General features: G+C 64.8%; 27 protein-coding genes, 1 tRNA gene and 1 riboswitch. Of the genes, 14 read left to right on the top strand and 14 right to left on the bottom strand.

What is annotated here, in order from left to right; genetic code table 11:
- The 5 genes from H7347_RS03025 to H7347_RS03005 form a co-directional block, all read right to left on the bottom strand.
- Positions 1-264 (bottom strand): phosphoribosyl-ATP diphosphatase, encoded by a 264-nt coding sequence (locus tag H7347_RS03025; RefSeq protein ID WP_186337165.1) that lies wholly within the window; start codon positions 262-264, stop codon positions 1-3.
- Positions 265-277: 13 nt separating this feature from the next.
- Positions 278-964 carry an HAD family phosphatase gene (locus H7347_RS03020; RefSeq protein ID WP_152821072.1) on the bottom strand — a complete coding sequence of 229 codons (687 nt, stop codon included), beginning with the start codon at positions 962-964 and terminating at the stop codon, positions 278-280.
- Positions 965-971: 7 nt separating this feature from the next.
- Positions 972-1,355 carry a hypothetical protein gene (locus H7347_RS03015; RefSeq protein WP_152821070.1) on the bottom strand — a complete coding sequence of 128 codons (384 nt, stop codon included), beginning with the start codon at positions 1,353-1,355 and terminating at the stop codon, positions 972-974.
- 23 nt (positions 1,356-1,378) lie between these two features.
- Positions 1,379-2,611 carry a cysteine--1-D-myo-inosityl 2-amino-2-deoxy-alpha-D-glucopyranoside ligase gene (mshC, locus tag H7347_RS03010; RefSeq protein ID WP_152821068.1) on the bottom strand — a complete coding sequence of 411 codons (1,233 nt, stop codon included), beginning with the start codon at positions 2,609-2,611 and terminating at the stop codon, positions 1,379-1,381.
- A 72-nt stretch (positions 2,612-2,683) separates the two neighbouring features.
- Complete coding sequence (locus H7347_RS03005) at positions 2,684-3,502, bottom strand: undecaprenyl-diphosphate phosphatase (protein ID WP_152821359.1); 819 nt, start codon at positions 3,500-3,502, stop codon at positions 2,684-2,686.
- Positions 3,503-3,580: 78 nt separating this feature from the next.
- Here H7347_RS03005 and H7347_RS03000 point away from each other — a divergent pair, with 78 nt between their 5' ends.
- Genes H7347_RS03000 through H7347_RS02990 form a run of 3 tightly spaced genes read left to right on the top strand, consistent with a single transcriptional unit; the run spans position 3,581 to position 6,597 of the window.
- Complete coding sequence (locus H7347_RS03000; RefSeq protein WP_186337164.1) at positions 3,581-4,438, top strand: aldo/keto reductase; 858 nt, start codon at positions 3,581-3,583, stop codon at positions 4,436-4,438.
- Between the two features lie 23 nt (positions 4,439-4,461).
- Complete coding sequence (locus H7347_RS02995) at positions 4,462-5,496, top strand: hypothetical protein (protein WP_186337163.1); 1,035 nt, start codon at positions 4,462-4,464, stop codon at positions 5,494-5,496.
- A gap of 9 nt (positions 5,497-5,505) precedes the next feature.
- Positions 5,506-6,597 (top strand): quinone-dependent dihydroorotate dehydrogenase, encoded by a 1,092-nt coding sequence (locus tag H7347_RS02990; RefSeq protein WP_152821062.1) that lies wholly within the window; start codon positions 5,506-5,508, stop codon positions 6,595-6,597.
- On the opposite strand, the gene H7347_RS02985 is transcribed toward H7347_RS02990, so the two are convergent.
- Complete coding sequence (locus H7347_RS02985) at positions 6,594-7,115, bottom strand: YbhB/YbcL family Raf kinase inhibitor-like protein (protein ID WP_152821060.1); 522 nt, start codon at positions 7,113-7,115, stop codon at positions 6,594-6,596. The genes H7347_RS02990 and H7347_RS02985 overlap by 4 nt on opposite strands.
- Positions 7,116-7,240: 125 nt before the next feature.
- Between H7347_RS02985 and H7347_RS02980 the strand changes: the two genes are divergently transcribed.
- The 4 genes from H7347_RS02980 (at position 7,241) to H7347_RS02965 (ending at position 9,243) form a co-directional block, all read left to right on the top strand.
- A tRNA-Leu gene (locus tag H7347_RS02980) sits at positions 7,241-7,326 on the top strand.
- Between the two features lie 53 nt (positions 7,327-7,379).
- Positions 7,380-7,985: a GNAT family N-acetyltransferase gene (locus H7347_RS02975; protein WP_152821058.1), complete on the top strand. Its 606-nt coding sequence runs from the start codon at positions 7,380-7,382 to the stop codon at positions 7,983-7,985.
- Positions 7,955-8,674 (top strand): TVP38/TMEM64 family protein, encoded by a 720-nt coding sequence (locus H7347_RS02970; RefSeq protein ID WP_370513893.1) that lies wholly within the window; start codon positions 7,955-7,957, stop codon positions 8,672-8,674. Before H7347_RS02975 ends, H7347_RS02970 begins: the two co-directional genes overlap by 31 nt.
- 26 nt (positions 8,675-8,700) lie before the next feature.
- Positions 8,701-9,243: a MarR family transcriptional regulator gene (locus tag H7347_RS02965; protein ID WP_152821056.1), complete on the top strand. Its 543-nt coding sequence runs from the start codon at positions 8,701-8,703 to the stop codon at positions 9,241-9,243.
- On the opposite strand, the gene H7347_RS02960 is transcribed toward H7347_RS02965, so the two are convergent.
- The 3 genes from H7347_RS02960 to H7347_RS02950 are packed head-to-tail and all read right to left on the bottom strand — an operon-like array spanning position 9,240 to position 11,670.
- A complete protein-coding gene (locus tag H7347_RS02960) occupies positions 9,240-10,376 on the bottom strand; it encodes an SPFH domain-containing protein (RefSeq protein ID WP_152821054.1) in 1,137 nt (378 codons plus the stop codon). The two genes, H7347_RS02965 and H7347_RS02960, sit on opposite strands and share 4 nt — an antisense overlap.
- The gene (locus H7347_RS02955; protein ID WP_186337162.1) at positions 10,376-10,807 is read right to left on the bottom strand and encodes an NfeD family protein; all 432 of its coding nucleotides are present in this window, start codon (positions 10,805-10,807) and stop codon (positions 10,376-10,378) included. The genes H7347_RS02960 and H7347_RS02955 overlap by 1 nt, the downstream gene beginning before the upstream one ends.
- 26 nt (positions 10,808-10,833) lie before the next feature.
- Positions 10,834-11,670, bottom strand: a complete 837-nt coding sequence (locus tag H7347_RS02950) for a DUF3097 domain-containing protein (RefSeq protein ID WP_152821052.1) — start codon at positions 11,668-11,670, stop codon at positions 10,834-10,836.
- 22 nt (positions 11,671-11,692) lie between these two features.
- Here H7347_RS02950 and H7347_RS02945 point away from each other — a divergent pair, with 22 nt between their 5' ends.
- A complete protein-coding gene (locus tag H7347_RS02945) occupies positions 11,693-12,403 on the top strand; it encodes a hypothetical protein (protein WP_152821050.1) in 711 nt (236 codons plus the stop codon).
- Here H7347_RS02945 and H7347_RS02940 read toward each other — a convergent pair.
- The 3 genes from H7347_RS02940 to H7347_RS02930 form a co-directional block, all read right to left on the bottom strand.
- Positions 12,367-13,440 carry a ferrochelatase gene (locus tag H7347_RS02940; RefSeq protein WP_152821048.1) on the bottom strand — a complete coding sequence of 358 codons (1,074 nt, stop codon included), beginning with the start codon at positions 13,438-13,440 and terminating at the stop codon, positions 12,367-12,369. The two genes, H7347_RS02945 and H7347_RS02940, sit on opposite strands and share 37 nt — an antisense overlap.
- Before the next feature lie 39 nt (positions 13,441-13,479).
- Entirely contained in the window at positions 13,480-15,189 is a 1,710-nt protein-coding gene (locus tag H7347_RS02935; protein WP_152821354.1) for a DIP1281 family NlpC/P60 protein, read from the bottom strand.
- Between the two features lie 438 nt (positions 15,190-15,627).
- Entirely contained in the window at positions 15,628-16,107 is a 480-nt protein-coding gene (locus H7347_RS02930) for a DUF6676 family protein (RefSeq protein ID WP_152821046.1), read from the bottom strand.
- A 235-nt stretch (positions 16,108-16,342) separates the two neighbouring features.
- Here H7347_RS02930 and can point away from each other — a divergent pair, with 235 nt between their 5' ends.
- Genes can through H7347_RS02905 form a run of 5 tightly spaced genes read left to right on the top strand, consistent with a single transcriptional unit; the run spans position 16,343 to position 22,187 of the window.
- The gene (gene can, locus H7347_RS02925; protein WP_370513892.1) at positions 16,343-19,165 is read left to right on the top strand and encodes an aconitate hydratase; all 2,823 of its coding nucleotides are present in this window, start codon (positions 16,343-16,345) and stop codon (positions 19,163-19,165) included.
- 9 nt (positions 19,166-19,174) lie between these two features.
- Positions 19,175-19,735 carry a TetR/AcrR family transcriptional regulator gene (locus H7347_RS02920; RefSeq protein WP_186337161.1) on the top strand — a complete coding sequence of 187 codons (561 nt, stop codon included), beginning with the start codon at positions 19,175-19,177 and terminating at the stop codon, positions 19,733-19,735.
- Between the two features lie 49 nt (positions 19,736-19,784).
- Complete coding sequence (locus tag H7347_RS02915) at positions 19,785-20,558, top strand: glutamine amidotransferase (protein WP_152821042.1); 774 nt, start codon at positions 19,785-19,787, stop codon at positions 20,556-20,558.
- Positions 20,543-20,812 (top strand): ACT domain-containing protein, encoded by a 270-nt coding sequence (locus tag H7347_RS02910; RefSeq protein ID WP_152821040.1) that lies wholly within the window; start codon positions 20,543-20,545, stop codon positions 20,810-20,812. The genes H7347_RS02915 and H7347_RS02910 overlap by 16 nt, the downstream gene beginning before the upstream one ends.
- A gap of 10 nt (positions 20,813-20,822) precedes the next feature.
- Complete coding sequence (locus tag H7347_RS02905) at positions 20,823-22,187, top strand: PFL family protein (protein ID WP_186337160.1); 1,365 nt, start codon at positions 20,823-20,825, stop codon at positions 22,185-22,187.
- Here the strand turns inward: H7347_RS02905 and H7347_RS02900 are convergent.
- Entirely contained in the window at positions 22,184-23,842 is a 1,659-nt protein-coding gene (locus H7347_RS02900) for an AMP-binding protein (protein ID WP_227658946.1), read from the bottom strand. The two genes, H7347_RS02905 and H7347_RS02900, sit on opposite strands and share 4 nt — an antisense overlap.
- Before the next feature lie 11 nt (positions 23,843-23,853).
- Positions 23,854-24,690: a GDSL-type esterase/lipase family protein gene (locus H7347_RS02895; RefSeq protein ID WP_152821037.1), complete on the bottom strand. Its 837-nt coding sequence runs from the start codon at positions 24,688-24,690 to the stop codon at positions 23,854-23,856.
- Between the two features lie 277 nt (positions 24,691-24,967).
- A riboswitch (SAM riboswitch) is annotated at positions 24,968-25,059 on the top strand.
- A 6-nt stretch (positions 25,060-25,065) separates the two neighbouring features.
- On the opposite strand from H7347_RS02895, the gene H7347_RS02890 reads away from it, so the two are divergent.
- Complete coding sequence (locus H7347_RS02890) at positions 25,066-26,133, top strand: methylenetetrahydrofolate reductase (RefSeq protein WP_152821035.1); 1,068 nt, start codon at positions 25,066-25,068, stop codon at positions 26,131-26,133.
- Positions 26,134-26,147 lie beyond the last annotated feature (14 nt).

Here is a 26,147-nt window from a genome sequence, read left to right as displayed (position 1 = left end):
CTACAGGTAGCGGTACACGTCGTCGGGGGTCAGTCCGCGCGAGAGCATGACGACCTGGGCCCAATACATCAGCTGGGAAATCTCCTCGGCCAGCTCCTCCTTTGACTGGTATTCCGCGGCCATCCACACCTCGGCCGCCTCTTCTACCACTTTCTTACCGATGCCGTGAATACCCGAGGCGAGGGCCGCGGCGGTAGCGGAGTCTTCCGGGTTGGCCTGGGCGCGGGACTGCAACTGCTCATACAGGGAGTCAAAGTTCTTCACCTGGAAGATTATTTCATGCCCGGGCGCTCAGGGTGAACCATCGTGCGATCTCCTCCGTGCTCACTTCGGTAAAAGAGCGAGACCCGCCGTGTAGATCCTGCATCAGCAGGGCCCCGGATACCAGATCGGCGGGATCCTCCGGCAGGCCGATGACCCGGCATCCGGCCGCCACGGCGGCGTGCATCCCGGCGGGGGAATCCTCGAATACCAGGCAGTCCTCCGGCGGCGCTTCGACGCGGCGAGCGGCCTCAAGATACATGTCGGGGGCGGGCTTAAACCTGGCAACCTCGTCGCCGGCCACCGAGCCGCAGAAGAATTCGGCGCCGACGGCGGCGATCGCGGTATCGGCCAGGGATCGCTCGGTGTTCGTGGTCACCATCATCGGTATCCCGTGCCGATGCAGGGCGCTGAGCACGGCGCGCACGCCGGGGCGGGGAACCAGAAAGCGGGAGAAGAGCTCGCCCATCCGGGCAAACATGGAGTCGTGGAGATCCCGGGCCTGGGACGCCGTCACGGTCACGCCGGCGTGCTCGGCGCAGATTCGCAGGGTGTTGTCGAAGGAACCTCCCACCGTAGCGTCGCGCTGCTGAGCAGTGATGCGCCGCCCCAGGCGCTCACTGAGCTCGTAGGTGGCGATCTCCCAGAGCGGCTCGGAATCCACCAGGGTGCCGTCCATGTCCCAAAAAATGGCACGGGGCATTCCGGGTTTACTCAAGGATCGGCAGGTCATTGAGGGCTTCCTCGGGCACCCCGGCGGTGCGTGCGAGGGCGGTGAAGAGATCGTTGAGCTCCGCATACTCCTCCGGCTCCAGCACGGCTCCGTGATGCTTGTCATTGAAGGCGTGCAGCTCCGCGATGGTTGCGCGCAGGAAAACGGGCACCGCCTGCGGGGACTCCCCCTCCACGCGATCGAGCAGGGTGTGCAGGATCGTCCCCAGCTCCTCCAGGGCGTCCGGGTCGAAGGGCTGGTCCCACCGGTCTTTTTCTTCCTCGTGGAGGTAGGCCCCGGAGACGAACGTGGTGAGGTCGGTCAGGAACTGCTCGATGGCCGGTTCAAACTCGCTGCGAACGGCGGTGGCGGGAGTGCTCATGGAACCATTGTGGGGCATGGCGTCTAGAAACGCACGCCCAGCAGCGCCTCGACGGCGGCCTCCACGGCACTGCCCTGCCCCTCGTCGGAGCAGGTACGCGCCCATTCGTCGATTGCCGCCAGCGCGCCGGGGGTATCGAGGTCATCGGCGAGCCGCTGGCGAACCTCAGCTACCACGGCCCGCGCGTGCTCGGGGGAACCGCCGCGGCGGGCGGCCTCCCGCCAGTAGGCTAGGCGGCGCTCCGCAGTGGCGAGAACCTCCTCGGACCAGTCGCGGTCGCTGCGATAGTGCGCGGAAAAAATTCCCAGGCGGATGGCGCTGGGGTCGTGTCCGGCGCGCACGAGGTCGGAGACGAACACGAGGTTGCCTAGGGATTTAGACATCTTTGTTCCGGCCAAGGCCATCATTCCGGCGTGCACGTAGTGGCCGGCCATCCGTTCGATATCGAGGGCGGACTCGGCGTGCGCGGCGGAGAACTCGTGGTGCGGGAAGATCAGGTCGGAGCCCCCACCCTGCACCGCAAAGCGTGACCCCAGGCGGTTGGTGGCGATGGCGGAGCATTCGATATGCCAGCCAGGGCGGCCGGGGCCAAAGGGGGAATCCCAGGCGGGCTCGCCGGGGCGTTGTGCGCGCCATACCAAGGCATCGAGGCTGTGTACCTTGCCGGGACGCTCGGGGTCACCGCCGCGCTCAGCAAAGAACTTTTCCATCTGTGCCCCGGAATAGTTCGACTCGTAGCCGAAGTGCTCGGTGGCATCGACGGAGGCGTATACGTCCGGGTAACGCGGGTCATCGACGGTGTAGGCCGCTCCCCGGTCCAGAAGAGCGGATACCATCTCGATGACCTCGTCTACCGATTCCATGGCCCCCACGTAGTCCTGTGGCGGGATCACGCTCAACGTCTCCATGTCCCCGCGGAACTTATCGATCTGGGCAGTACCCAGATCGCGCCAGTCCACGCCGTCGCGGTCTGCGCGCTCGAAGAGGGGATCGTCCACGTCGGTGATGTTTTGCACGTAATGCACCGCGTGCCCGTTGTCCAGGAGCACTCGATGGATCAGGTCGAAGGTCAGATAGGTGGCCGCGTGACCGAGATGCGTGGAATCATAAGGGGTAATGCCGCAGACGTAGACGCCCACCGGGCCATCCTCGGGGATCTCCACCTCGCGCACGGCCTGATCGGCAGTATCGTAGAGGCGCAGCGTCACCGGGGGGCCGGGAACGGGGGGAATCGAGGGAGAGGGCCAAGAATGCATGGCATACACCCTAACCCTTCGCCCCGCAGGTGGGAGGAACCGGCAGGTGAAGAGAGCCGTGGCGGTCGAGGACTACAGCAGGCCCGCGGTCAGGAGGACCATCACCGCAAGGCCCAGGGGAATGCGGTAGGCGGCAAACCACGCGAAGGAGTGGTGTGCCACGAACTTCAGTAGCCAGGCGATGCAGGCATACCCCAGGGCGAAACAGATCGCCGTACCTACGAGGAGCTGTCCGGCGGAGGCGGCCTGCCCCACCGTGGGGTCAAAGACATCTTTGAGGGAGAACAAGCCGGAGGCCATGACGGCGGGAATGGCGAGCAGGAAGGAAAAACGAGTGGCTACTTCGCGATCGAGGCCCAGAAAGAGACCGCCGGAGATAGTGCCGCCGGAGCGCGAGACCCCGGGAATGAGGGCTAAGCACTGGCACATGCCCATGACGAGGGCATCCCTCATGGTGAGCTCCTCGAAGGAACGGTCCTTGCGGCCCACCCGCTCGGCGAGGATGAAAACGAAGGAAAAGAGGATGAGTACCGTGGCCGTGATCCACAGGTTGCGCAACGTATCGCGGATGGCGTCCTGAAAAAGTACCCCAGCGATGCCGATGGGTACGGAGCCAGCGATCACCATCCAGCCCATGCGATAGTCAAAGCCGCGATGCTCTCGGTGCACCAGGCCTCGGAACCAGGCGCCGATGATCCTGGCGATATCGCGGGCGAAGTACACCACCACCGCCAGCTCGGTGCCCAGCTGAACTACGGCGGTAAAGGACGCCCCGGCGTCGGCGCCCCAGAATAGTTCGGAAACGATGCGCAGGTGACCGGAGGAACTCACGGGAAGAAATTCGGTGAGACCCTGCACGATGGATAGGACGATCACCTGAATCCAGGACATCTGCGCGGTGTCGGCGGCAGCGGAGGCAAACACGGTCATGTCAGTCACCCGCACGACCCTACTACTAGGCTGGGGACGGTGGAGGTAAGAACACTGGGGCAATCCGGACTGCGGGTCTCCGCGTTGGGGCTGAGCACGGCGCACTGGGGGCGAAGCGTGGCGATGGATACCACCCCGGCCATCCTGAATGCTTTTCTCGACGCCGGGGGCAACCTGGTGGACATTTCTACGGTGGATGCGGTGGAAGGCGTCGTCCGCATGCTTGACCGGTCTGACCTAGTGCTCTCCGCGGCCTCCGGGGTCAATCCCGACTCCCCGGCGGGCCGGCGGGTGGACTGCTCGCGCCGTGCCCTGCTGAACGACCTCGACAGGATACTCACCCGGCTGCGCCTGGATCACCTCGATCTGTGGAGCGTGGCCTACTGGGATCCGCATACCCCGGTGGCGGAGGTGGCGGGCGCGATAGATTACGCGATCGATACCGGACGGGTGTGCTATGCCGGGGTGCGAGATTATTCGGGCTGGCAGCTTGCCGTGACTCACGCGTGCCGAGCCGTGGTGGCGGCACAGATGCCGTACTCCTTGCTGATGCGCGAGGCGGAGTTGGAGGTGATGCCGGCCGCTGAGCACCTGGGCGTGGGTATCATTGCCGCCAATCCCTTGGCACACGGAGTGCTCACCGGGGAGATCGCCCCCGATGACCCGCATGCCTCCCGGTTGCGCGGCCAGCGTGCGGGCAAGATTGCCGAGGCCCTGCGCACGGCGGCGGAGGGTCTCGGTCTGTCCGCGGCGACGGCGGCGGTAGCGTGGGTGCGCCAGCGCGAGACCGTGGCCTCCACCCTCGTGGAGGCTCGCGCCCCGGAGGATATTGAGCGCTGCGTCAGGGGTACCTTGCCGGGGCCGATTAAGAAAGCGCTTGACGATATATCGCGCTGAGGGCACTGCTAGAGTCTCCTAGTGTGAAGACGGCAAAGAGGGCGAAGTACACGGCCACGCTCGCACTGACGTGCGCGGCGTTGCTCGCGGCGGGCTGCCAATCTCAGGTCTCCTCGGACCTCGGAGAGGGGATGGGGGATGCCACGGCCGTTCCCTCGCCCCCCGGCATCCGGCCCGCTGGCGAGGTCATCGCACTGCCGGAGCCGGTGGCCCGGGTGCAGGCGATGGAGAACATCGGGGAGGTCGTGGCCCTGCGTTCCCCCGAGGCCCTGACCGTGGGTACCCTGGAGGATCTGCGCGCCGACTCTGCGACCACGGTGGCGCTTTCCCCGGAGTGCGGGGAGCTCACCGCTACGGACTCGGCCTTCGTGGTGGCCTGCGGGCGGGAAGTGCGTTTCTACCCGGCCCGCGATCCCCGCCACGAGCAGGTGCGTCAGGTGGAGCGTCCGGCCACCGCCGCCACGGTGCTCAGCGGCGGCGAGCTGGTCACCGCCAACGACGCCGAGGGCGAGGTGGCGATCTATCCTGAGGCCGGTGATCCTACCGTGATCGAGGTCGCGGCCCCCACCACCCAGCTGCTTTCTACTCCCCTAGACGGTGCGCCCGACGCTATCGTGCGCACCTGGGCGAAGGACACCACGATCCAGAACATCGACCGCTCGCACGAGCGCCAGGGGGGTCGTCTGCGCGTGGGATTGGGGGTGGGGCGCATCGCCGTCGGCCCCCGGGGGCTTGTGCTTGCCTCCGACACCACGGGCAATCAGCTGGCGGTGTACACCTCCGACGAAGTCATCCGTCTGCATCAAACGGTGCCGGTGCCGGAATCGCCCTGGGCCGTGGCCTGGGATGAGCGTCATCGCCTGGCCTGGGTGGCCTCCACGGCGGGTAACGTGCTCACCGGCTGGGACATCTCGAAGGGGGTACCGCAGCGGCGCTACGAGTTGCCCACCGTGGCCCGGGCCACCTCGCTAGTAGCCCTCGACTCCGGCAGCCTTGTGCTGGCCTCTGCCGAGGGCGAGGGCCTGCAAGTGATCAACGATCCCACCTCTTCCACGTAAGGATTCCCCATGGGTGCTATTCGCAATACCGCCTACCAACTGATCCTCAAAGGACTCTTTACCCTTGACCCAGAGCGCATTCACGGCATGGTGAGTGACGTTTTGGGCATGTTGCAGTTTGTGGGCCCCCTCAACCGACTGATCGGGCGCGTGATGCCGGTGCGCGACCCCATCCTGGAACAGGAGGTCTTTGGGGTGGTGTTCCCCAGGCCGCTGGGATTGGCGGCAGGCTTCGATAAGTCCGCGAACTCCCCCGACCTCTGGACGCCCCTGGGCTTTGGGTACGCGGAGATCGGCACCGTAACCGCCTCCCCGCAGCCGGGTAATCCCACGCCCCGGTTGTTCCGGCTCAAGGCGGATCGTGGCATCCTCAACCGGATGGGTTTTAACAACCCCGGGGCGGCCCAGGTGGCCACGAATCTGTACCGCCGTCGCTACGACGACATCGTGGGGGTAAATATCGGCAAGACCAAAGTGGTTCCCCTGGAGGGGGCGGTGGAGGATTACCGCCGTTCGGCCAAGCTCCTGGAGCACCTGGCCACGTACCTGGTGGTCAATGTCTCCTCCCCCAATACCCCCGGGCTGCGAGACCTACAGGCGGTGGAATCCCTGCGCCCCATCCTGCAGGCGGTGCAGGAGACCACCGATGCCCCCGTGCTAGTCAAGATCGCCCCGGATCTCTCCAATGAGGATGTCGACGCGGTGGCGGATCTGGCCTTGGAATTGGGGCTGGCCGGCATCGTGGCGACCAATACCACCGTTTCCCGGGAGGGGCTGGCCACCCGTAAGGTCGAGGAGCTTGGCCCCGGTGGGGTCTCCGGTCCCCCGGTGGCGGCTCGTTCCCTGGAGATCCTGGCCCGACTCCGTGAGCGGGTGGGAGATCGGCTGGTGCTGATCTCTGTGGGGGGCATCGAGACTCCGCAGCAGGCCTGGGAGCGTCTTGCCGCGGGAGCGACCCTGCTTCAGGGCTACACCGGCTTGATCTATGGCGGCCCGGATTGGATCCGCAACATTCACCGCGGCCTGGCCGACCAGATCCGCGCCCAGGGTTTTCATAACATCGCCGAGGCCGTGGGCTGCGGGCGCCCCTGGGTGGACTAGTTTTCGTACCAGCCCCACAGCACAGCGCGCCCCAGGGAGTGGAAGTAGAGCTGGAACCCGAGCGCGGTGGGCCGGGTGTCAGCATCGACGTCTAGTTTTTCCACATCCACGGCATGCACGGCGAAGAGATAGCGGTGCGGGCCGTGGCCTTCGGGCGGCTGCGGCCCGTAGTAGGCCCGCTGCCCATTGTCCCCCACCAGGGTCAGCGCGTCCGCAATGGTCTCTCCCCTGGCGACCTCGGAGACGGTCGTCGGGATGTTGCACACGGCCCAGTGCCAGAAGCCCGCGGCCGTGGGGGCGTCCGGATCGAAGCAGGTGATGGCCAGGGACTTGGTCCCCTCGGGGAGGCTAGACCAGGCCAGGTGCGGGGAGCGGGAATGGGGCGCCGTGAGCTCGGCGGGGAGGCGCTGGCCATCCTCGAAGTCGTGGGAATGGAGCGGAAATTTCGGGAGTGCGTGAAGCGGGGCGTACGGATCGGGGCCGGGGAAACGGGGATCGTGGGCGTAGGAATAGCTCATGGTTTCCACTTCTACACGAACTTTCGCGCTTGTTATTTCATTTTCTGGAAAATCCTTCCGTGAACTGCGGATTTGTGGGAAATATGGGGGTAGGTTAAGGTAAACGTCGTTCGCACGAACCACCGGCCCGGGTGGCGGAATGGCAGACGCGCTAGCTTGAGGTGCTAGTGTCCTATTAACGGACGTGGGGGTTCAAGTCCCCCTCCGGGCACTTCCGGCACACGATCCGCATCATGGCGGGTCGTGTGCATATTGAGGAGTTTTATGCTCATTCGCCCCTATCGCCCGCGCGACCGCGACGCCGCGGTGGAGATCCTTTCCGGCGCGTTCGCTGCAGATCCCGCTTTCGCTCGCGTCACTCCCCTGGCTGCCGTCGAGGCCCCGCGCGCGTTGCGCGACCTCTTTTACCTTCAGCTCGCCCAGGACTACGAGCCCGCGGGCGCGATCGATGTTGCCGAGGAGGAGGGGACGATCCTGGGTGTGGCCTTGTGGTCGCCACCCGGGGCTACCGCGAGCCTTCTCGCGCGAACAAGGCTCGCGCGGGGATACGCCGCCATCTTTGGCCGCAACGTAATCACGAGATATCGCCGGGAACGCGAACTCGGGACGTATCAGCCCAAGTTCCCGCACTGGTATCTCTACACTCTGGCGGTTCGCCCCGAAGCCCAGGGCAAGGGGGTCGGCTCGGCGCTCCTGCGACGAGGAACGCAGCGGGCCGGCCACACGGCCGTATACCTGGAGGCCTCCACCCCGCATTCGGCACAGCTCTACGCTAGGTTCGGCTTTGTGCCCCTCGGCGAGCTTCCCCATCGGGGACAAGGCCCCAGTGAACTGGCCATGTGGTTGCCGCCGACCCCGCCCGCATCGTGAGGGACTTCCTGTCCCTCCTTTTCAAGGATGCGCGGCAGACCGTGTGTGGGTGGTCGTGGCCGCGACGCCTTGCCATTGCCCTGGCGTTAGCGTGTTTCTGCGCGCTCACTTTTTGGCTGGATGTTCCGGGCCTCGGCACCCTGCACCGGTGGTCGGAGCGGGCGGGTGCGGGGTTTCCGGCGCTGTTTTGGTGCCTGTACGTGGCGATCACGCAGCTTCCTCTCCCCCGCACGGTGCTCACCCTGGCCGCCGGGGTTTTCTTCGGCCCCTGGTGGGGCGTGGCCTTGGCGCTGAGCGCCACCACGGCTTCCTCCGTGGTTTCGTTGTTGCTCGTGCGGAGCCTGCTGGGCGAGTGGATCCGCCCGCGACTGCGTCATCCCGCGATGGCGCGATGGAGTCTGCGCTTGGAACAGCGCGGTTGGTTGGCCGTGGGGTCGCTGAGGCTGATCGCGGGCATCCCCTTTAGCGTGCTTAATTACGTCGCGGCGCTCTCGCCTGTGCCCGTGGCGGCTTTTGCCCTGGCCACCGCGGTGGGCTCGGCACCGGGCACCCTCGCGGTCGTCCTGTTGGGTGATTCCCTGACCGGCACTCCGGATGCCCGTTTCCTCGGGGCTATGGCTTGCCTGGGGCTATTGGGCCTGGTGGGATTAGTGCTGGATCGCCGCCTGCCCGTCAAGCCCTTGACCTAGACAATTCGCGTACTAAACTGTGAAGAATGTTTGCCCTCCATGCCCGGTATCGCGGGCGTGCCACCCGGCGCGCCGATTTGGTGGAGCGCTCGGCGCAGGCGCTCGGGACTCTCGAGGGGGTGGGGCCTTTCCGGTCGTTGGGGGTCGAGGATATTCGCGCAGATATCGCTACCCCGGAGGCCCTTTGTAACGTGGTGATGGCCCTGCTCTCCGACGGTGATTGGGCCATCGGCGTGGGCCTGGGTGAGGCTGCCGCGCGCGAGGCGACTGGCAGCCTCAGCCGGGCGGCACGCTCGGGAACCGTGAGCGTGGGGGCCGCTTCCGGGGTGCGGGGCGCCGAAGAGGTGGCGGCGGTCTTTGCGCTGCTCGGTCAGGTCTTGTCTAAGCGCACGGTGGAGGGCAGGCAGGCCACCGCCTTGGTGCGAGGCGGCCTGAGCCAGAACGAGGCGGCCGCCGAGTTAGGCATTTCCAAGCAGGCGATGTCGCAGCGCCTACAGGCCGCCGGATGGCAGGCGGAGAATGCGGGTTGGGGCCTGGCCGTTGCGCTGCTGCGCCGGGCGGTGGGTTAGCCCTGCTCCTCCTCCGCAACGAGCTCGGCCAGGGAGGGGTCGACGGGTTTGTTTGCCACCGCGTTGGCGGCGGCCACGGCCGCGGCGATCTCGGGATCGGATTCTGTGGAGAACCAGTTATCGGTGTTCCCCGGCTCGGCCATCTCCTTGGTCTCCGCATCGACGGCCTGCGGCTCATAGCGGAAGACGCCCTCGTCGTCCTTCTTTGCCATCGCGCGGGCAAATTGCTCAAGGGAGTCGCCGAATTGGGAGGGCACCAGCCACATTGTGGAGGCTTGTCCTTCAGCCATCTTGGGCAGCTTTTCTAGGTACTGGTAGGCCAATACTTCCGGGGTGAGTTTGGCGGACTTGATAGCGGCATTGATCTTCTGGATGGCGCGTGCCTCGCCCTGGGCCTCCAGGTAACGGGCGGCGCGGCGGCCCTCGGCGCGCAGGATCTCGGCCTGGCGATCGGCCTCGGCAGCGAGGATCGCAGCGTGCTTTTCTCCCTCGGCGGCCAGGATTCGGGCCTGCTTCTCGCCCTCGGCGGTCTTGATATCGGATTCGCGCTGACCTTCGGCGCTCAGGATTGTGGCGCGCTTTTCTCGATCCGCTTTCATCTGCATCTCCATGGACTGCTGGATCGACGGCGGCGGATCGATGGCCTTGAGTTCCACTCGGCTGATGCGCAGCCCCCACTTGGTCGTGGCGGCGTCGAGTTCCCCGCGTAGGCGGCGGTTGATGACTTCGCGGGATGTGAGGGTTTCTTCCAGGGTCATGCCGCCGACCACGTCGCGCAGTGTGGCCACGGAGATCTGCTCCACGCCTACGATGTAATTGTCTACCCCGTAGATGGCGCGAGCGGGGTCGTTGATCTGGAAGGTGACCACCGTGTCGATGGCCACGGTGAGATTATCCTGGGTGATCACGGCCTGGGGTGGGAAGGAGACCACGCGTTCGCGGGTGTCCACCCGGGCGCGCACTCGGTCGAGAAAGGGTACGAGGAAGGTAAGACCGCCCTCCACGGTGCGGGTGTAGCGGCCCAGGCGCTCGATCACGGCGGCTTGTCCCTGTGGGATTAGCGCAATAGCCTTGATGACAAGCAGTGCGATGAAGAGGATGAGAACAAGAAGAACGAGGAATCCAGGTTCCATTATTTTTCCTTCCAGACGATGGCAGTGGGTCCGTCGATGCGCATGACGGTGACGTGCTCGCCCTCGCTGTACGAGGCGTGGGGATCATCGGAGGTGGCAGACCAGATGCTGCCATCGAGCCTGACCTGCCCTCCGGCGCTCGCGTGCACGGTCTCGATGACCTCCGCGGTGTGTCCCACCAGGGCGTCCGCGGAAGTATCCAGGGTCAGTGGCACCTGCATTCGGCGGCGTAGCAGGGGTTTGACGAAAAACAAGAGTCCGAGGGAGACGAGTGCAAAGGCCAGAACCTGGCCCCACAACGGCGCGCCGATCAGCGCGATTCCACTGGCGGCCAGCGCCCCGCCGCTGAGCATGAGAAGGGTAAACTCCCCCACCGCTAGCTCCAGTCCCGCCAAGGCGAGGGCTGCGATGAACCACGCGATGATTTCCACCCGACCCAGCCTACCGAAATCGGGGTCTAGAGGAGATCGGATTTGGTGAGTTCCGGGGTGGTGACAAAGTCCACCAGGCGTTCTACGGCGCCGATCAGGGTGGAATCCACGTCGCGGAAGGAGCGTACCGCGTTGTAGACGCGGCTCCACCCTTCCTTGGGATCGGACCAGCCCAGCCTGCGACAGACGCCGGTCTTCCAGTCCTCTCCATAAGGAATGTCCGGCCAAGCGCGGATGCCCAGGCGTTGGGGCTTGACCGCGGCCCAGATGTCGATGTAGGGATGCCCGGTGACCAACACGTGCGGACCCACCTGCCGCGTGAGTCGGGTCTCCTTCGACCCCTCCACGAGGTGGTCGGCTAGCACCCCCACGCGTCTTGCTGGCCCGGGCCCAAAGGAAGCCAGGCGGTCGGGAAGATGATCCAGGCCCTCAAGGTATTCCACGACCACCCCCTCCACGCGCAGGTCGTGACCCCAAATCCGCTCCACGATGGCGGCATCGTGGACGCCTTCTACCCAGATGCGGGAGGGGGCGGCCACCTTGGCCTGAACGTTGTGCACCCGTCGGGAGCCGGAATTGGAGCGTTGCGGTACCTGTGGGGGAACGTAGCGCGTGAGTGTCACGCGCTTTCCCTCGTGGAGAAAGGCCCCGGGGCGCAGATGGAAGAGGCGCTGCGTGCCGTGGCGATCCTCCAGGCGCACGAAGTCGCCGTCGTAGGTGCGCTCGGTGCCGATGACGGCTCCTACGAAGTCCTGGGCGGGGACCTCTACCACCTCGCCCGGCATAGCAGGCATGGTTGGGTAGCTGGGACGCCGGTTGCGGGAATGCCCGGAAAGAATGTCGCCGTAGTCGTTTCTCGCCATGATGTCCTACACTACTAGGATCATGCTTATCCGCCCGCACGTGTACTCCCCGCTTCAGCACGCCGCCCTGTGGTGGGGGGCGTGGTTTTACGGGCACGAAGCCACCGATGCGCTCATCGACGCCCTGCGTGATCTTCGCCAACCTCACCGCGTCGATACGCTGCGCGAGATGCGGGCCGCGGCGGCGCTTCGCAGCGAGGGACCCGCCGTGCGCCTGGTGCTTGCTGGGCCCGGATACCCCAGCGGATTACCCGAGCCCGCCGACGAATACGGCGCGCTGGTGGTTCCGGACGCCGACGGTCACCGTCACCACGTGCTCATTGCGGTGCCGGGGGAGGAAGAATGGCGCTGTCGGATCGTCGAGAAGGTACCGGCGGGGCTCCACCTCTCCCCCGGCGAGGCCGATATGCGCCTGGCCGATGCGACCAGGCGTGCGGCGGAACTCATCGAGGCCCAAGGCTATCGCCACCAGCGCCTTCGCCAGCCGCGCCTCAGCGTGGGACGACTGAATGATTTTTACGAAACCCCCGGGGTTCCCGGTTCCACTCCAGGCCGGGCGGCGAAGTTGATTGCACGCGCGGATCGGGTGGCCGCGATCGTGGAGACCCTCCTCGATCAGGGCCGGGATCACAGCCTTGATACCGAGTTATCCAGCTTGTGGCGGGTCATCCGGGAGGCCCGGATGGTGGCCGTGGATTACGCGGTGCGGGAGATGGGCCTTGTGGCGGGCTGACAGCATCCTTCGTGGCAGGCCGCGCCGTTGACGGTGCAGCCGTTGATGGTGACCTTTCCCATGCTCTCGGGGGCGCGCCCAGAGGTGTGTTCTTCGATCAGATCCACCACCATCTGGGTGAAGAGTTCGGTGGGCCCGGCCGTGCGGCTGCGCTCCATGTGCATGCCGCGCTCGTCGGTGGCCTGGCGCAATTCCGTATCGAGGTCCCAGACCACCTCCATGTGATCGGAGATAAACCCGATGGGGCACACCACGATATTATTCACGCCGTGTTCGTCGTGAAGAGCGGAGGCATGATCCACAATATCCGGTTCCAGCCAGGGGATTGCCGGGCTGCCCGAGCGGGACTGCCATACGAGGTCATATTCCTCGATGCCCGCCTGCTCGGCCACCAGGCGGGAGGCCTCAGCCACCTGTCGCTCGTAGAGCCTGGCGTCCTCGGGGCCGCCGGCGGCGTTATTGGCGCTTAGCGGCACGGAATGCGCCGTGAAGATGGTGCGAGGTCGATCCTCGGGGGAGAATTGGGCGTGCGATTCCTTGGTGGCCTGGGCCATCGCGGTGATGAACTTGGGGTGATTGTAGAACTGGCGCAACTTGGTGAAAGTGATGTCCGGGAGCCCCTCGTCCGCGAGGCACCGGCGAATCCGCTGGATGTCCTCGTCGTATTGGCGGCACCCGGAGTAGCCCCCCCAGGCGGAGGTGCTAAAGACCAGGGCATTACGCACGCCATCGGCTGCCATGCGTCGCGCGGTGTCTTCACCAAAGGGATGCCAGTTTCTGTTGCCAAAGTAGACCGGAAGGTCCAGGCCGCGGTGAAGCAATTCCTGTTCCACGTTGGCGATGATTTCCTTGTTCAGCCGGTTGAGGGGGCTGACGCCGTCGAAGTGGAAGTAATGCTCCCCCACCACCTTGAGGCGTTCGCGCGGAATGCCGCGGCCTCGGGTTACGTTTTCCAAAAATGGAACGACCTCCTCGGGTCCCTCGGGACCGCCGAAGGAAAGAACGAGGAGGGCATCGTAGTGCTGCTCAAGGCTCATGGTCTCAAGCCTACGGGCTAGGCGAGAATCAGAGCAAAGCTACACTATGCGCACAGCATGGGGGCTCATCCCCGCCCAGCGCACGGGCACGACCTGAACATAAGAACCCGATTGCGGTGCCTCGATCATCTGCCCGTTACCCAAATAGATGGCCACGTGGGTATTGCCGGTTGGACCGTAGAAGATCAGGTCTCCGCGCTTCATGTCGCTCGGGTCGATCGGTGTGCCGCTTTGGTATTGATATCCCGTGTAATGAGGCAGGGAAATGCCGGCCCCGGCAAAGGCATAGAGGGTCAGGCCGGAGCAATCGAAGCCCACCTTGTTGTAGTCGCCGTGAGAATCGGCCACCCCGCCGTCGCGGATTCCCTGGCTGGGCCCGTTGGCAGTACCCCCGCCCCAGGCGTAGGGCTGACCGACCTGGGACATCGCCCTCGCGATCACCGTTTCGATGATGCTGCTGGAGTCTGCCCCGGTGGTCTCGGAACTGGATAGCTCCGCAGCGCCAGTGGCACTCGGTTCGCCGGACTCAGTTTCCTCCGTTGCGGTCTGAGCTGCGGGCTCCTCCGTGAGAGGCGCCTCCATCGCCGTCTCTTCGGCCTCGGTTTCCTCGGTGGCGCTGGCCTCCGACAGCTCCTCCTCGGAGTCGTTTTCCTCCCGAGGGGTGATCTCCGGGGTGACCTCCCTGGCGGAGGTAGCGGTCGCAGACGCCTCCGGGGTGACGTCTGCGGTCGCCGGTGCTTCCTCGGCCGAGGTGTCCTCGGAGAAATGAGGGTTCTGAATCTCCGCAACCTCGGTGGACTGCGCATCCTCATTCTGCGGATAGGGATTATCCAGGCGGGTGTGCTCCGGCTGCTTGCTGGCCACCGCGGCTGCGGCGGCTGTCGCGGCGCGGTGGTGTTCGTCGCGTTGTGCCGCCTCGCGTGCCTCTTTGCGCGCGGCCTCGGCCTGACGAGCCTGCTCTGCGGCGCGCCGTTCTTTCTCCCGCGCCTGATACTGCTCGAATTCCTCACGCTGGTCGAGCAGGCTTTGGGCATTGTTCTTGGCGGCATCGAGGCGCTGTTGCGCCCATCGTTGCTCGGTGAGCAGCCGCTCGTGTTCCTGGGTACTGCGCTCTAGGGAACGAGAGGTCTCCTCGATGGCAGCCTGCGCGGATTGTTGCGCCTGCTGGGCCTCGGCCTCGCGGCGTTCGGCGACGTTGCGCGCCTTGCGCAGTTCGGATTCCCGATTCGCGGTCACGGTACGGGCGCGGTCAAGCTCCTCGATAGCCCGGCGTTGTTTGTCGGAATTGGTCCGAAGATAGGTGCTGCGATCGAGCGCTTCTGCCGAGGTGGTCTTCCCGGAAACCGCCCCCAGGGGGCTGGAGGCCCCGCGGCGGTAGGCGGTGCGCGAGATCTCGTTGAGGATGTCCTGCGCTTTGTCGAGTTCCTGCTGGCTGCGCCCCAGTTCTGTCTTGGCGGAAGCGGCGGCCTGGCGGGCGTGTTCCGCCGTGACCTGGGAGTCGTGGAGATCTACGAGGGACTTATTGACGGCCTCGCGCAGTTGTCCCATGGATAGCTCCAGATGAGCGAGGCGTTCCTGGGCGGAGCTGACCTGACCCGCGAGCTCGGATACGGAGGCGGCACCGGAGGTCAGCGCCTGTCGCGCGCGCTCTAGGTCGACGTCGCTGGGGTTGGAGGGCGTGGCCACAACCGGCGTGATTGCGCACAGCGAGGAGGCGCACACGACCGTGGCCACGCTAATCCGCACCATGCGGCGTAACGACGTGCTGCTTGTGGACGCAGAGGTTCCCACTACAAGTCTCCCTTCGGAGGCGAAGGTAAAGTTTTGAAGCTTTACCGGCTTCCGCAAAGCGTTACTGACACGGAGGTGGTACGCGGGTCGGGTGAGTTGACTGTCGAATGGGAGCGTGGATATGCGGGCAGGCTTCCCCACGTGCCCTCTATCGCCACGCTGCCCGACATGCACCTCTTAAGTCCCATGACTTAAAAAACATCTCGCACGACCCGTGTGCCAATAGGAAAACAGTATGTCACTGTTTTCGCAGGAGCCCCATCTATGGCATTGTCCGCCAGGGGGTGGGAGGGTTTGCGGCACCCGGTGGGGCGGCTGTCCAGCGGAAACGGCCGACCGGGCATAATTTATGATTTTCATCACTATCGAGGGTTGGGGTGTGTCGATCCTTGACGATCAACTCTCCCGCCTTGATCGAAGATAGGTGGAGGCGAGGGTAAACAGGCATGCGGTGAGCGCCGTGAGGGACAGGGGTATCCAGGGGATCGGGGCGTCCGCAAGATGCTCGGGATACTCCCGCACGGCGGTCGTGTAGTTGGCTGTCGCGAGGAATTCGTCCTGAGCACGCTCGATGTCGTGCCGGGAATAAACCGAACTGACGGTGGCTCCCGAGCTCGGCGCGCGGACGATAACGGTGTCGAGCCCGGCGGCCCGATGAAGCTCCTGGGCTATGTCGCGAAGGTCGGGGGTGTGGGCGGGGGTGAAGTCCAAGACCGCGAGGCCAAAACTGCCCCGGCCGGTGCTTTCTGCCGCGTCGATGGCGGAGGCAAGATCGTTGCGCCAGGAGATGTTATCGCTCCCCCTGCCATGGATGGCCACGCCCTGTTCGTTGAGCTGTGCACTCAAAGCGGCGAGGTCTATCTGATCGGGAATCACCGGGGCCTCCTTGGTCTTTCCGGGGTGGATTCCCCCTCTAGTTATATACGGAAGGGGTGGTCTCGGGGGTGGAGTGGGAGTTCACCAACAGAACGCACGTACTGTTATGATGCTGAGAAACGAGGAATCTGGTGCGAACCGGATAGTAAACTCGTGAATAAGCCTCGTGGAAACGCTGGACTCCGGCTCCGGCAACGAGTCTTGACTCTCAACCCGTTAGGAAATGGAGCTCACTGTGATAGAAAGCAAGAACTCCTTTGCCGCCAAGCGCAAGCTGAAGGTTGGCGACAAGGAATACGACTACTTTGCTCTCGACGCCGTGGAGGGCATGGACAAGCTGCCCTATTCCCTGAAGGTGCTTGGCGAAAACCTGCTGCGTACCGAGGACGGTAAGAACGTCACGCAGGAGCACATTCGCGCCATTGCGAACTGGGATCCCAAGGCGGAGCCCTCCACGGAAATCCAGTTCACCCCGGCCCGCGTGCTCATGCAGGACTTCACCGGTGTGCCCTGCGTGGTGGATCTGGCTACTATGCGCGAGGCCGTGACCGCCCTGGGCGGCGACCCTGATCAGGTCAATCCGCTCAACCCGGCGGAGATGGTGATCGACCACTCCGTGATCGTGGAGGCCTTCGGCGGCCCCGAGGCCCTGGCCAAAAACGTGGAGATCGAATACCAGCGCAACGAGGAGCGCTATCAGTTCCTGCGCTGGGGTTCGGAGAACTTCTCCAACTTCCGCGTGGTGCCCCCGGGAACCGGCATCGTGCATCAGGTGAACATCGAGTACCTCTCCCGCGTGGTCTTTGACAACGAGGGTGTGGCCTACCCGGACACCTGTATCGGCACGGACTCCCACACCACGATGGAAAACGGCCTGGGCATCCTGGGCTGGGGCGTGGGTGGCATCGAGGCCGAGGCCGCAATGCTCGGCCAGCCGGTCTCCATGCTGATCCCCAAGGTTGTAGGCTTCAAGCTCACCGGTGAAATCCCCGTGGGGGTGACGGCCACCGACGTGGTGCTGACCATCACCGATATGCTGCGCAAGCACGGCGTGGTGCAGAAGTTTGTAGAGTTCTACGGCAACGGCGTCAAGTCGGTGCCGCTAGCCAACCGTGCCACTATCGGCAACATGTCCCCCGAGTTCGGTTCCACCTGTGCGATCTTCCCGATCGACGAGGAGACCGTCAATTACCTGCGCTTGACCGGTCGCCCGGAGGAGCAGGTCGAGCGCGTGGAGGCCTACGCCAAGGCACAGGGCATGTGGCTGGAGAAGGACGCCCCCGAGGCGGAGTACTCCGAGTACCTGGAACTGGACCTGTCCACCGTGGTGCCCTCCATTGCGGGCCCGAAGCGTCCCCAGGATCGCATCCTGTTGACGGAGTCCAAGAAGACCTTCCGCGAGCAGCTGGGCACCTTTACCGACGACCCCATCTGCCAGGACGACTCCCCCGCCGCCGCCCGCATGGCGGCCGAGGGCGAGGCGGAGGACGCCGCCGATGCCCCGGTGGCTGGCTACAATTCCTCCCCGCGGGGCCACGGCGAGTCCGCGGCCGAGGGGGCCAAGGGCCGTCAGTCCAAGCCCGTGGTGGTGCAGTCCCCCAACGGGGGGCACTACACCCTGGATCACGGCATGGTCGCCATTGCCTCCATCACCTCGTGTACTAACACCTCTAACCCGTCAGTGATGGTGGGCGCCGGTCTCATCGCCCGCAAGGCTGCCGCCAAGGGCCTCACGTCCAAGCCCTGGGTCAAGACCATCTGTGCTCCTGGCTCTCAGGTGGTGGACGGCTACTTCAAGCGCGCCGATCTCTGGAAGGATCTGGAGGCCCTGGGCTTCTATCTCTCGGGATTCGGTTGCACCTCCTGCATCGGCAACTCCGGCCCGCTGCCGGAGGAGGTCTCTCAGGCCATCAACGATCATGATCTCACCGCCACCGCGGTTTTGTCCGGTAACCGTAACTTCGAGGGGCGCATTTCCCCCGACGTGAAGATGAATTACCTGGCTTCCCCCATCATGGTCATCGCTTACGCGATCGCGGGCACGATGGACTTTGACTTCGAGACTCAACCCCTGGGGCGGGATCAGGACGGCAACGACGTGTTTCTCAAGGACATCTGGCCGTCCACGGAGGAGATCGAGTCCACCATCGCGGAGTGCATCACCCGCGAGATGTACGTGGAGGACTACGCCGATGTGTTCAAGGGCGACGAGCAGTGGCAGAGCCTGGACGTGCCCACCGGCAAGACCTTCGAATGGGACGAGGACTCCACCTACATCCGCAAGGCGCCCTACTTCGACGGCATGCCCACCGAGCCCGCCCCGGTGGCGGACATCCACGGCGCCCGCGTGCTGGCCAAGCTGGGCGATTCCGTGACCACGGACCACATCTCCCCCGCCTCCGCCATCAAGCCGGGCACCCCGGCCGCGCAGTACCTGGATTCCCGCGGCGTGGAGCGCCAGGACTACAACTCCCTGGGCTCGCGGCGCGGCAACCACGAGGTGATGATGCGCGGCACGTTCGCCAACATCCGCCTGCAGAACCAGCTGGTGGACGTCCAGGGCGGTTACACCCGTGACTTCACCCAGGAGGGCGGCCCGCAGTCCTTCATCTTCGATGCCTGCCAGAACTACAAGGCCGCGGGCACCCCGCTGGTGGTCATCGCCGGCAAGGAGTACGGCACGGGTTCCTCCCGCGACTGGGCGGCCAAGGGCACGAACCTGCTGGGCGTGCGCGCCGTGATCACGGAATCCTTCGAGCGCATCCACCGCTCCAACCTCATCGGCATGGGGGTGATCCCGTTGCAGTTCCCCGAGGGATCCTCCCATGAGTCCCTGGGCCTGGACGGCACGGAGGTCTTTGACATCACCGGTATCACCGCGCTCAACGACGAGTCTGCGGGCATTCCGGAGACCGTGCACGTCACGGCCACCAAGGACAACGGTGAGAAGGTCGAGTTCGACGCCAAGGTGCGCATCGATACCCCCGGTGAGGCGGATTACTACCGCCACGGCGGCATCCTGCAGTACGTGCTGCGGTCGATGGCCAAGGCCCAGTAGCGCCGAATCGTGCCCGTCGTTAGCGAAGCGGAGCTAGAGCGGCGCCGCCACGACATTCTCGAAGGAGCGCGTAGGTGCTTCGGGGAGTTCGGCTACGAGGGCGCAACGGTGCGCCGCCTGGAGGCGGCCACCGGAAAGTCGCGGGGAGCGATCTTTCATCACTTCGGTGATAAGGAATCGCTCTTCCTTGCTATCGCCCGTCAGGACGCGGAGCGTCAGGCCGATGTGGTCGCCGCCGAGGGGCTGGTGGAGGTGATGCGGGACATCCTCGATCACCCGGAACGGCACGATTGGTTGGCTACCCGGCTGGAAATCGCAAGGATGTTACGCACCGATCCTTCCTTTCGGGCTCGCTGGCAGCAGCACCAGGAGGTGCTGGATCAGGCGGTGCGCACGCGCCTGCAGCGCAATGCGGAACAAGATCGCATGCGCACTGATGTCCCGGTGGAGGTTCTCATCATCTATCTGGAAACAGTGATGGAGGGCCTTATCTCGCAGCTGGCCTCGGGTCAACCCGTGGCCGGGCTGAGCCGGATGCTCGATGTAGTGGAGGCCTCGGTGCGGAAATAGATAGACCGCTTGGTTCATATTTTTCCCGGATTAATATAGACTAAGCGGTATGTCTTTGTTTCTGATGCTCTCCCTACGGGAGAACGAGGCCGTGGCGGCCTCGGAGTATCGGGATTTTGTGCAGGCCACGGGGCTCAGTCCTGAGTTGTTGGAGCACCGAATTTTCGATTCCGCGGGATTTCGGGTGGGGGACGTGTCTCGATACGACGGGATCTTTGTGGGGGGTAGCTCCCTGAATATGAGCACCCCGCAGTACGGCGCGTGGCAAGTTGCGGTGGTGCGCGAGCTAAGCTCCCTCCTTGATTCCCCCACCCCCGTGTTCTTCACCTGCTTTGGCACCGGGCTGATCGCTCAGGTGCTTGGCGGGCGTATCGGCCATGAGTACGCGGAGCAGACCAGCGCCAGCCGGGTAGAACTCACCGCCGCGGGCCGCACGGACCCGGTCTTTGGCTCCCTGCCGACCACCTTCGAGGCATTGACCGGCCACACGGAGTGCGTGATCGATCCCTCCCCGCGGGCAACGGTGGTGGCCAGCGGTCCCACCTGCCTCGTGCAGGCGCTGCGGGTGGGACCGCACACCTGGGCGACACAGTTCCATCCGGAGATGGACGTGGAGGGCATGGCGCGTCGCATGAATTTTTATCGCCATCACGGCTATTTTCCCGACGAGGAGTTCGAGGCCATCGTGGACTCCCTGCGCGGCGTCGACACCAGCCACGCCCATCGGATCCTGCGCAACTTTGTGGGCTATTGCCGGGCCCGGGCGGCGACGGAGCCCGAGGAAGCGGCCGATTACACTGTGGAGGCATGTATGCGATCATGACCGTGACAGGCCAGGATCACACCGGCATCATCGCCGCGGTGACCTCGGCCCTGGCCCGCCAGAACATTAATATCCTTGACGTTTCTCAGACCCTCATGGATCGCTGGTTCACCATGATCCTGCGGGTGGAGTTCGACGAAGCCACCCGGGGTATCGCCGCCATCCAAAACGAGATGGCCGCGGTGGAACGGGAACAGTGCCTGACCATCCGGGTGCAGTCGGAGGCGCTTTTTAGCGCGGTCAATGAGATATAGGGGTGGCGCCATGAGCCTGAGTTTCAACCCGGGATCCGTGCTCGACACGATCGAGATGATCCAAAAGTATCGACTGGATATCCGCACCGTCACCATGGGCATCTCCCTGCTGGAGTGCCGCCGCTCCACGATGTCGGAGACCGCGCAGGCCGTCTACGACCGGGTAACCACCCAGGCCGCTCGCCTAGTGGAGGTATGCGAGGGAATTGAGGCGGAGCTGGGTATCCCCATCGTGAATAAACGCATGAGTGTGACCCCCGTGGCCCTGCTGTGTGGGGGCCTGGAGGGTAGCCCGGCGGACCTGGCACGGGCGCTGGATCGAGCGGCCATGGAGGTGGGGGTCAATTTCATTGGCGGCTACTCCGCGCTGGTGGAGAAGGGGGCCACGGCGGCCGATTCTCACCTGATTGCCTCCCTCCCGGAGGCGCTGAGCCAGACCCGGGTGGTGTGTTCCTCGGTGAACGTGGCCTCCTCGCGCGCGGGCATCAACATGGATGCGGTGCGGGATCTGGGCGAGGTCATCAAGGAGGCAGCCCACGCCACGGCGCAGGAAGCCGCGATCGCCTGCGCGAAGCTGGTGGTTTTTGCCAACGCGGTGGGCGATAATCCCTTCATGGCGGGGGCCTTTCACGGCGTCGAGGAGCCGGATTGCGTCATCTCCGTGGGAGTTTCCGGCCCCGGGGTGGTGGATCGCGCGCTGAGTGGGCTGGAGGGGGCCAGCCTGGATGAGGTGGCCGAGGAGATCAAGAAGGCGGCCTTCAAAATCACCCGCACCGGACAGCTGGTGGGCGCGATGGCCGCCCAGCGCCTGGGCGTTCCCTTCGGGATCGTGGATCTCTCCCTGGCTCCCACGGCGGAGCTGGGGGATTCCGTGGCCCATATTTTGGAAAATATGGGCCTGGCTCAGGTGGGCACCCACGGCACCACCGCGGCGCTGGCGCTGCTCAACGACGCGGTCAAGAAGGGCGGCATGATGGCCTGCTCCAGGGTGGGTGGGCTCTCCGGTTCCTTCATCCCGGTGTCCGAGGATAAAGGTATGATCGACGCGGTGCGTTCGGGCTCCATCTCCATCGACAAGCTGGAGGCCATGACGGCGATTTGTTCGGTGGGCCTGGACATGATCGCCATTCCCGGCGATACCCCCGCCGAGACGATTTCCGCGGTGATCGCCGACGAAGCCGCCATCGGCGTGATGAACCATAAGACCACTGCCGTGCGGGTCATCCCGGTTCCCGGGACGCTGCCCGGCGACGAGGTGAACTTCGGCGGCCTGCTGGGTTACGCCCCGGTGATTGACGTCAATACGGTCTCCTCCGCCGAATTCATCCGACGCGGGGGCTTTATCCCCGCGCCGGTGCACGGCTTCCGCAACTAGTCCGGCTGAGGAAGGTGCCGGGGCACCACCTTGCCGGCGTCGTTGCGCGGCAGGGCGTCCATCCAACAGATGTAGTCCGGGATATTGTGCTGAGCGAGGTGAGTGCGCACCAGCTCGCGTACGGTCTCCTCGGTCAGCGCCTTGCCCCGCTCGGTGTTGTCCCGCACGATGTAAGCATCGAGCCGGGCAACGATATCGTTGCGTACCCCGCGCACAAAGACATCGTCGATGCCCTCCTGGCGTAGGAGGAAGTCCTCCACCTCGCGAGGATAGACGTTCTCGCCGCCCTTGATCACCATGTCGTCGCAGCGTCCATGGACGTAGAGAAAACCCTCGGAATCGAAGGTGCCGAAGTCTCCGGTGCTGAGCATGTTATCGCGCACGTCCACGCCATCGCGCTTGGAGAGATAACCGATCATTGATTCCGAGTTGGCGCTATAGATGATGCCCCGCTCCCCCGGCCCAGCCAGGGTTCCGTCCTCCTTATACAGGGCAATACGCACCCCGGGGGCCACCGTGCCGGTGCGGGTGGGATCAGCCCTCAGCTCCGGGCCGCTGGCGGAGGCCACGGGGCCGTGTTCGGTGGAACCGTAGAAGTTGCATACCACGGGTCCGAAGCGGGCGTGGAGATCCTGGATCAAAGTGGGAGGAATAGCGTTGCCCGAGGAGGCGATGAACTCTGGTGGGCGCAGGTTCCGCAGTTTGTCCGCGGGCTGCGCGGCCAGGGTGCGTTCTAGATCGCGCAAGAATACCGCGGCGGATAAAATGCCGGTGACCCGGTAGCGCAGGCAGTCGTCCACGGCCTGCTGGGGATCGAAGGTGCGCCGCAGGATCGTGGTGGACTTGGTGGCGAAGGTCAGGTTGACGTTGAGCCAGCCCCAGGCGTGATAGGTGGAGCAGGTCATCTGGATCACGCCGCCGCGCCGCCATGGGATCTTGGGCAGCAGACTGGCGGCGACAGCCGGGGACTTGGGTACGCCGCGCACCACGCCCTTGGGCGTGCCGGTGGTGCCCGAGGACATGATGACGGTGGGGCCGGGGGTGGGGCGAAAGTGCAGATTCGGTGCCGAGGCCTGGGCGATGGCTTCGTGGAAACTGATCGCGCCGGGGTGCTCGCCGTACCCGGTAATCAGGGGAAGGTCGCCTATCTCGAGAGCCGGAATGAACTCGGCGTCCGCGATGACCACGGCCGCGCCGTAATCGGTGATGGTGCGCGAGATCTGGTGCGCGGAGGAACCCGGATTAATGATCATCGGTACCGCACCTAGGTACGTGCAGGCCGCCAGGGTCATGGGGGTCACGCGGCTATTGCGAGCGATGATTGCCACCTGGGAGCCCTGCTCCACTCCCTTGCTTTGCAGCGCGGCGGCTAATCGGAGGGTCTGGCGATGCAACTCGGCGTAGGTGATGGTGCCGATATCGTCGATGATGGCGGTGCGCTGGGGGCAGTATTGTGCCGCCGTATCGAGGAAGGTCCCCACGGAGAAACCCCAGCGGGCGTAGCAGCGCGCCCAGTTGGTGAGGTCCTTGGGCCCGCGGACGCTGAGGATTCCCGCGCGCACGATGTGGGGCACGGCGTGGGCGAAAGATCGGATCTGTTCCCCCAGCGGGATGGGCAGGGCTACGGGTTGTTCCATGCGGAAAAAAGCGGACATAAAGTACCCCTCTAGTTGGCGGCGATGATCTCAGAGGCCTTGGCTACTCCCAGGTCGGTCATGTGCACGGGGACGTTGCGCGGCTGGCCAAAATCGATGGCGGCCCCGAACCAGCGCTGCCCATCCGGGGCGCACATGCCGTGTCCTTGGGATGCGGCGCGCAGGTCGATGTAGCCTACCCCGGCCTGGGCGGCGGCGTCGCGGTTCATGGCCTCGGCCATATTCTCCAAGTCGGCGGTCAAGGGGACGCCCTCGAAGGAATGGATGTTGTTGCCCAGCTGGATCAGGCAGGTACCCGTGTTGTCGGAGATGGAGGGGTAGCCCACGACCTTGATCTCTGCCTGCGGCGCGGCCTGGCGAATGCGGTGGATCTGCGGGGTCAGGGCGGCCACGAAGGAGCGGTGAATATCCTCCGGGCTCTTGCGGTCGGCAAGGTTGAGGTAGGTGTCGTTAAAGCCGATCTGGATCATAACCTCGCGGGTCTGGCCGTCCAGCGCCCCCTGGCTGATCGCGTCGTCGATCTGCGCGGAGATTCGCTTGCCGCCGGTGGTGACGGAGGCACCCGGGCAGGAGTAGTCTCGCGCTTCCATTCCCTTGATCCGTGCCACCTGCTTGACCATGCCGTTGGGATCCGTGGCGCAGTTGTTATGGACGTTGGGCTTGTGCCCTTCCGGGATGGGAAGGCCCGCGGAGAGGTGATCCAGTGCGCGGGGATTGGCCATGACGGAATCGCCGAAGCCGACGAGGGCGTTGGGCGAGGCGAGGGCCGGTGCGGAGGCGAGCCCCAGCGCGAGCGCGGCGGAAGCCGCCAGGACGGTGGTGCGCTGGCATAGGGAACGAATACTCATGGGTGCTTTCCTTGCGGATCGGAAGTGATATGTACGGGGTAGATGTTACTGGTGTTAATAAGGGGTCGGGGAGTCATCCTAGCGCTAGTGTTATTTTGCTTTCAAAATCTGGCGTGCCCTGGTCCGTCCTGCACATCGCTGCGCTGGCCCTCGCCGTTACCCGTGGGGTGAGCGGAGTACCTGCATGCGATTTATTTTCACGCTGTGAGCTGCGCCGATGGTGAAAATTTCCGCAAAGCATACCGCACGGTCTGTCTTGTATTCTAGGGTGGACAACAACCTATTCAGAGCGGCCGAGAGACCCGGCTCTACGACGCCGCAGCAACCCCCAGAGCCCTGGAAGGGTGCTACAGCCAGGTTCGATAGGGAGCAGCCATGTCTACCGCACACTTGTACATCGGGTATCGCCCCGGTGTGAGAACGGATACCCCCACGGTGTCCTTCGAACTTTATCCACCCCGTAACCCCTCCCGGGGATCCGGGGTGTGGGCCGGGATCGGGCGGCTCATCGATACCGCGCCCGATTACGTTTCCGTCACCTACGGCGCGGCTGGCAAGAGTACCGATACCCGCGATCGCTCTGTTCAGGTACTTCTCAACGTCCTGGATCGTCACCGAGATTTGCCCGCCGTCGCGCACCTGACTTGCCTGGGTTCCACGCGCGAAGAACTGACCCTCCTCGTGCGCCTGCTGCTGCGGGCCGGGATCCGGGATTTTCTGGCGCTACGCGGGGATCCCCCGGGCGGTGATCCGCACTATCAACCCCCGCGGGGCGGGCCCACTCGCGCCGTGGACCTGGTGCGGCTGATCCGTGAGATCGCCGCCGAAGAACTTCCCCTCGGGGTGGGGCGTGGCTATAACGGGGCGGGTGCAGCCACCGCCGCGCGTCCGGAGGATTACGTGTCCATCGCGGTGGCGGCCTATCCCGCCACCGGAGGGCAGGCCCGCGCCAATGACATCGCCGCGCTGGTGGAAAAGGAACGGGCGGGTGCGGATTACGCCATCACGCAGGTGTTTTACTCGCCCGAGGACTATGCCTCTATGGTCCGGGAACTCAGCATGGTGGGGTCAAGGCTGCCCATCGTTCCCGGTATCATGCCCCTGCACGACCTCAACCGCCTGCGCACGATGGAAAAACTGGCGGGCATTGCCGTGCCAGAGCGCATCGAGCGGATTTTTTCCCAGGCCACTAGCCCGGAGCGCCTGGTGCGCGACACTCTGGGCGCCACCGTCGATCTCATCGGCGGAGTGCTCGAGGCTGGCGCCCCGGGGATTCATCTTTATACCTTCAACCGTCCCCGTCCCACGCTGGACATCCTGGAGTACCTCCGGGCCTCGGGGTATCTGGGCAGGACCACGGGGGCACGCACCCCCGGCGACCCTCACGTGGATACGGAGCTTGTATCCCTCGCCCTGCGCCGCATGACCCCCAACTATTACTGAACTCTCACAGAAAG

It is taken from the genome of Corynebacterium sp. zg-331 (assembly GCF_014267345.1).
Lineage (GTDB): Bacteria > Actinomycetota > Actinomycetes > Mycobacteriales > Mycobacteriaceae > Corynebacterium.
This window is presented reverse-complemented; position numbering and strand designations above follow the sequence as displayed.

What these genes read in the sequence shown, in the direction of transcription:
- H7347_RS03020 (WP_152821072.1), bottom strand. Translation starts at nt 964, where the DNA reads ATGCCCCGTGCCATTTTTTGGGACATGGACGGCACCCTGGTGGATTCC.
- H7347_RS03015 (WP_152821070.1), bottom strand. Translation starts at nt 1,355, where the DNA reads ATGAGCACTCCCGCCACCGCCGTTCGCAGCGAGTTTGAACCGGCCATC.
- mshC (WP_152821068.1), bottom strand. Translation starts at nt 2,611, where the DNA reads ATGCATTCTTGGCCCTCTCCCTCGATTCCCCCCGTTCCCGGCCCCCCG.
- H7347_RS03005 (WP_152821359.1), bottom strand. Translation starts at nt 3,502, where the DNA reads ATGTCCTGGATTCAGGTGATCGTCCTATCCATCGTGCAGGGTCTCACC.
- H7347_RS02990 (WP_152821062.1), top strand. Translation starts at nt 5,506, where the DNA reads ATGGGTGCTATTCGCAATACCGCCTACCAACTGATCCTCAAAGGACTC.
- H7347_RS02985 (WP_152821060.1), bottom strand. Translation starts at nt 7,115, where the DNA reads ATGAGCTATTCCTACGCCCACGATCCCCGTTTCCCCGGCCCCGATCCG.
- H7347_RS02975 (WP_152821058.1), top strand. Translation starts at nt 7,380, where the DNA reads ATGCTCATTCGCCCCTATCGCCCGCGCGACCGCGACGCCGCGGTGGAG.
- H7347_RS02965 (WP_152821056.1), top strand. Translation starts at nt 8,701, where the DNA reads ATGTTTGCCCTCCATGCCCGGTATCGCGGGCGTGCCACCCGGCGCGCC.
- H7347_RS02960 (WP_152821054.1), bottom strand. Translation starts at nt 10,376, where the DNA reads ATGGAACCTGGATTCCTCGTTCTTCTTGTTCTCATCCTCTTCATCGCA.
- H7347_RS02950 (WP_152821052.1), bottom strand. Translation starts at nt 11,670, where the DNA reads ATGGCGAGAAACGACTACGGCGACATTCTTTCCGGGCATTCCCGCAAC.
- H7347_RS02945 (WP_152821050.1), top strand. Translation starts at nt 11,693, where the DNA reads ATGCTTATCCGCCCGCACGTGTACTCCCCGCTTCAGCACGCCGCCCTG.
- H7347_RS02940 (WP_152821048.1), bottom strand. Translation starts at nt 13,440, where the DNA reads ATGAGCCTTGAGCAGCACTACGATGCCCTCCTCGTTCTTTCCTTCGGC.
- H7347_RS02935 (WP_152821354.1), bottom strand. Translation starts at nt 15,189, where the DNA reads ATGGTGCGGATTAGCGTGGCCACGGTCGTGTGCGCCTCCTCGCTGTGC.
- H7347_RS02915 (WP_152821042.1), top strand. Translation starts at nt 19,785, where the DNA reads ATGTCTTTGTTTCTGATGCTCTCCCTACGGGAGAACGAGGCCGTGGCG.
- H7347_RS02910 (WP_152821040.1), top strand. Translation starts at nt 20,543, where the DNA reads ATGTATGCGATCATGACCGTGACAGGCCAGGATCACACCGGCATCATC.
- H7347_RS02905 (WP_186337160.1), top strand. Translation starts at nt 20,823, where the DNA reads ATGAGCCTGAGTTTCAACCCGGGATCCGTGCTCGACACGATCGAGATG.
- H7347_RS02900 (WP_227658946.1), bottom strand. Translation starts at nt 23,842, where the DNA reads ATGTCCGCTTTTTTCCGCATGGAACAACCCGTAGCCCTGCCCATCCCG.
- H7347_RS02895 (WP_152821037.1), bottom strand. Translation starts at nt 24,690, where the DNA reads ATGAGTATTCGTTCCCTATGCCAGCGCACCACCGTCCTGGCGGCTTCC.
- H7347_RS02890 (WP_152821035.1), top strand. Translation starts at nt 25,066, where the DNA reads ATGTCTACCGCACACTTGTACATCGGGTATCGCCCCGGTGTGAGAACG.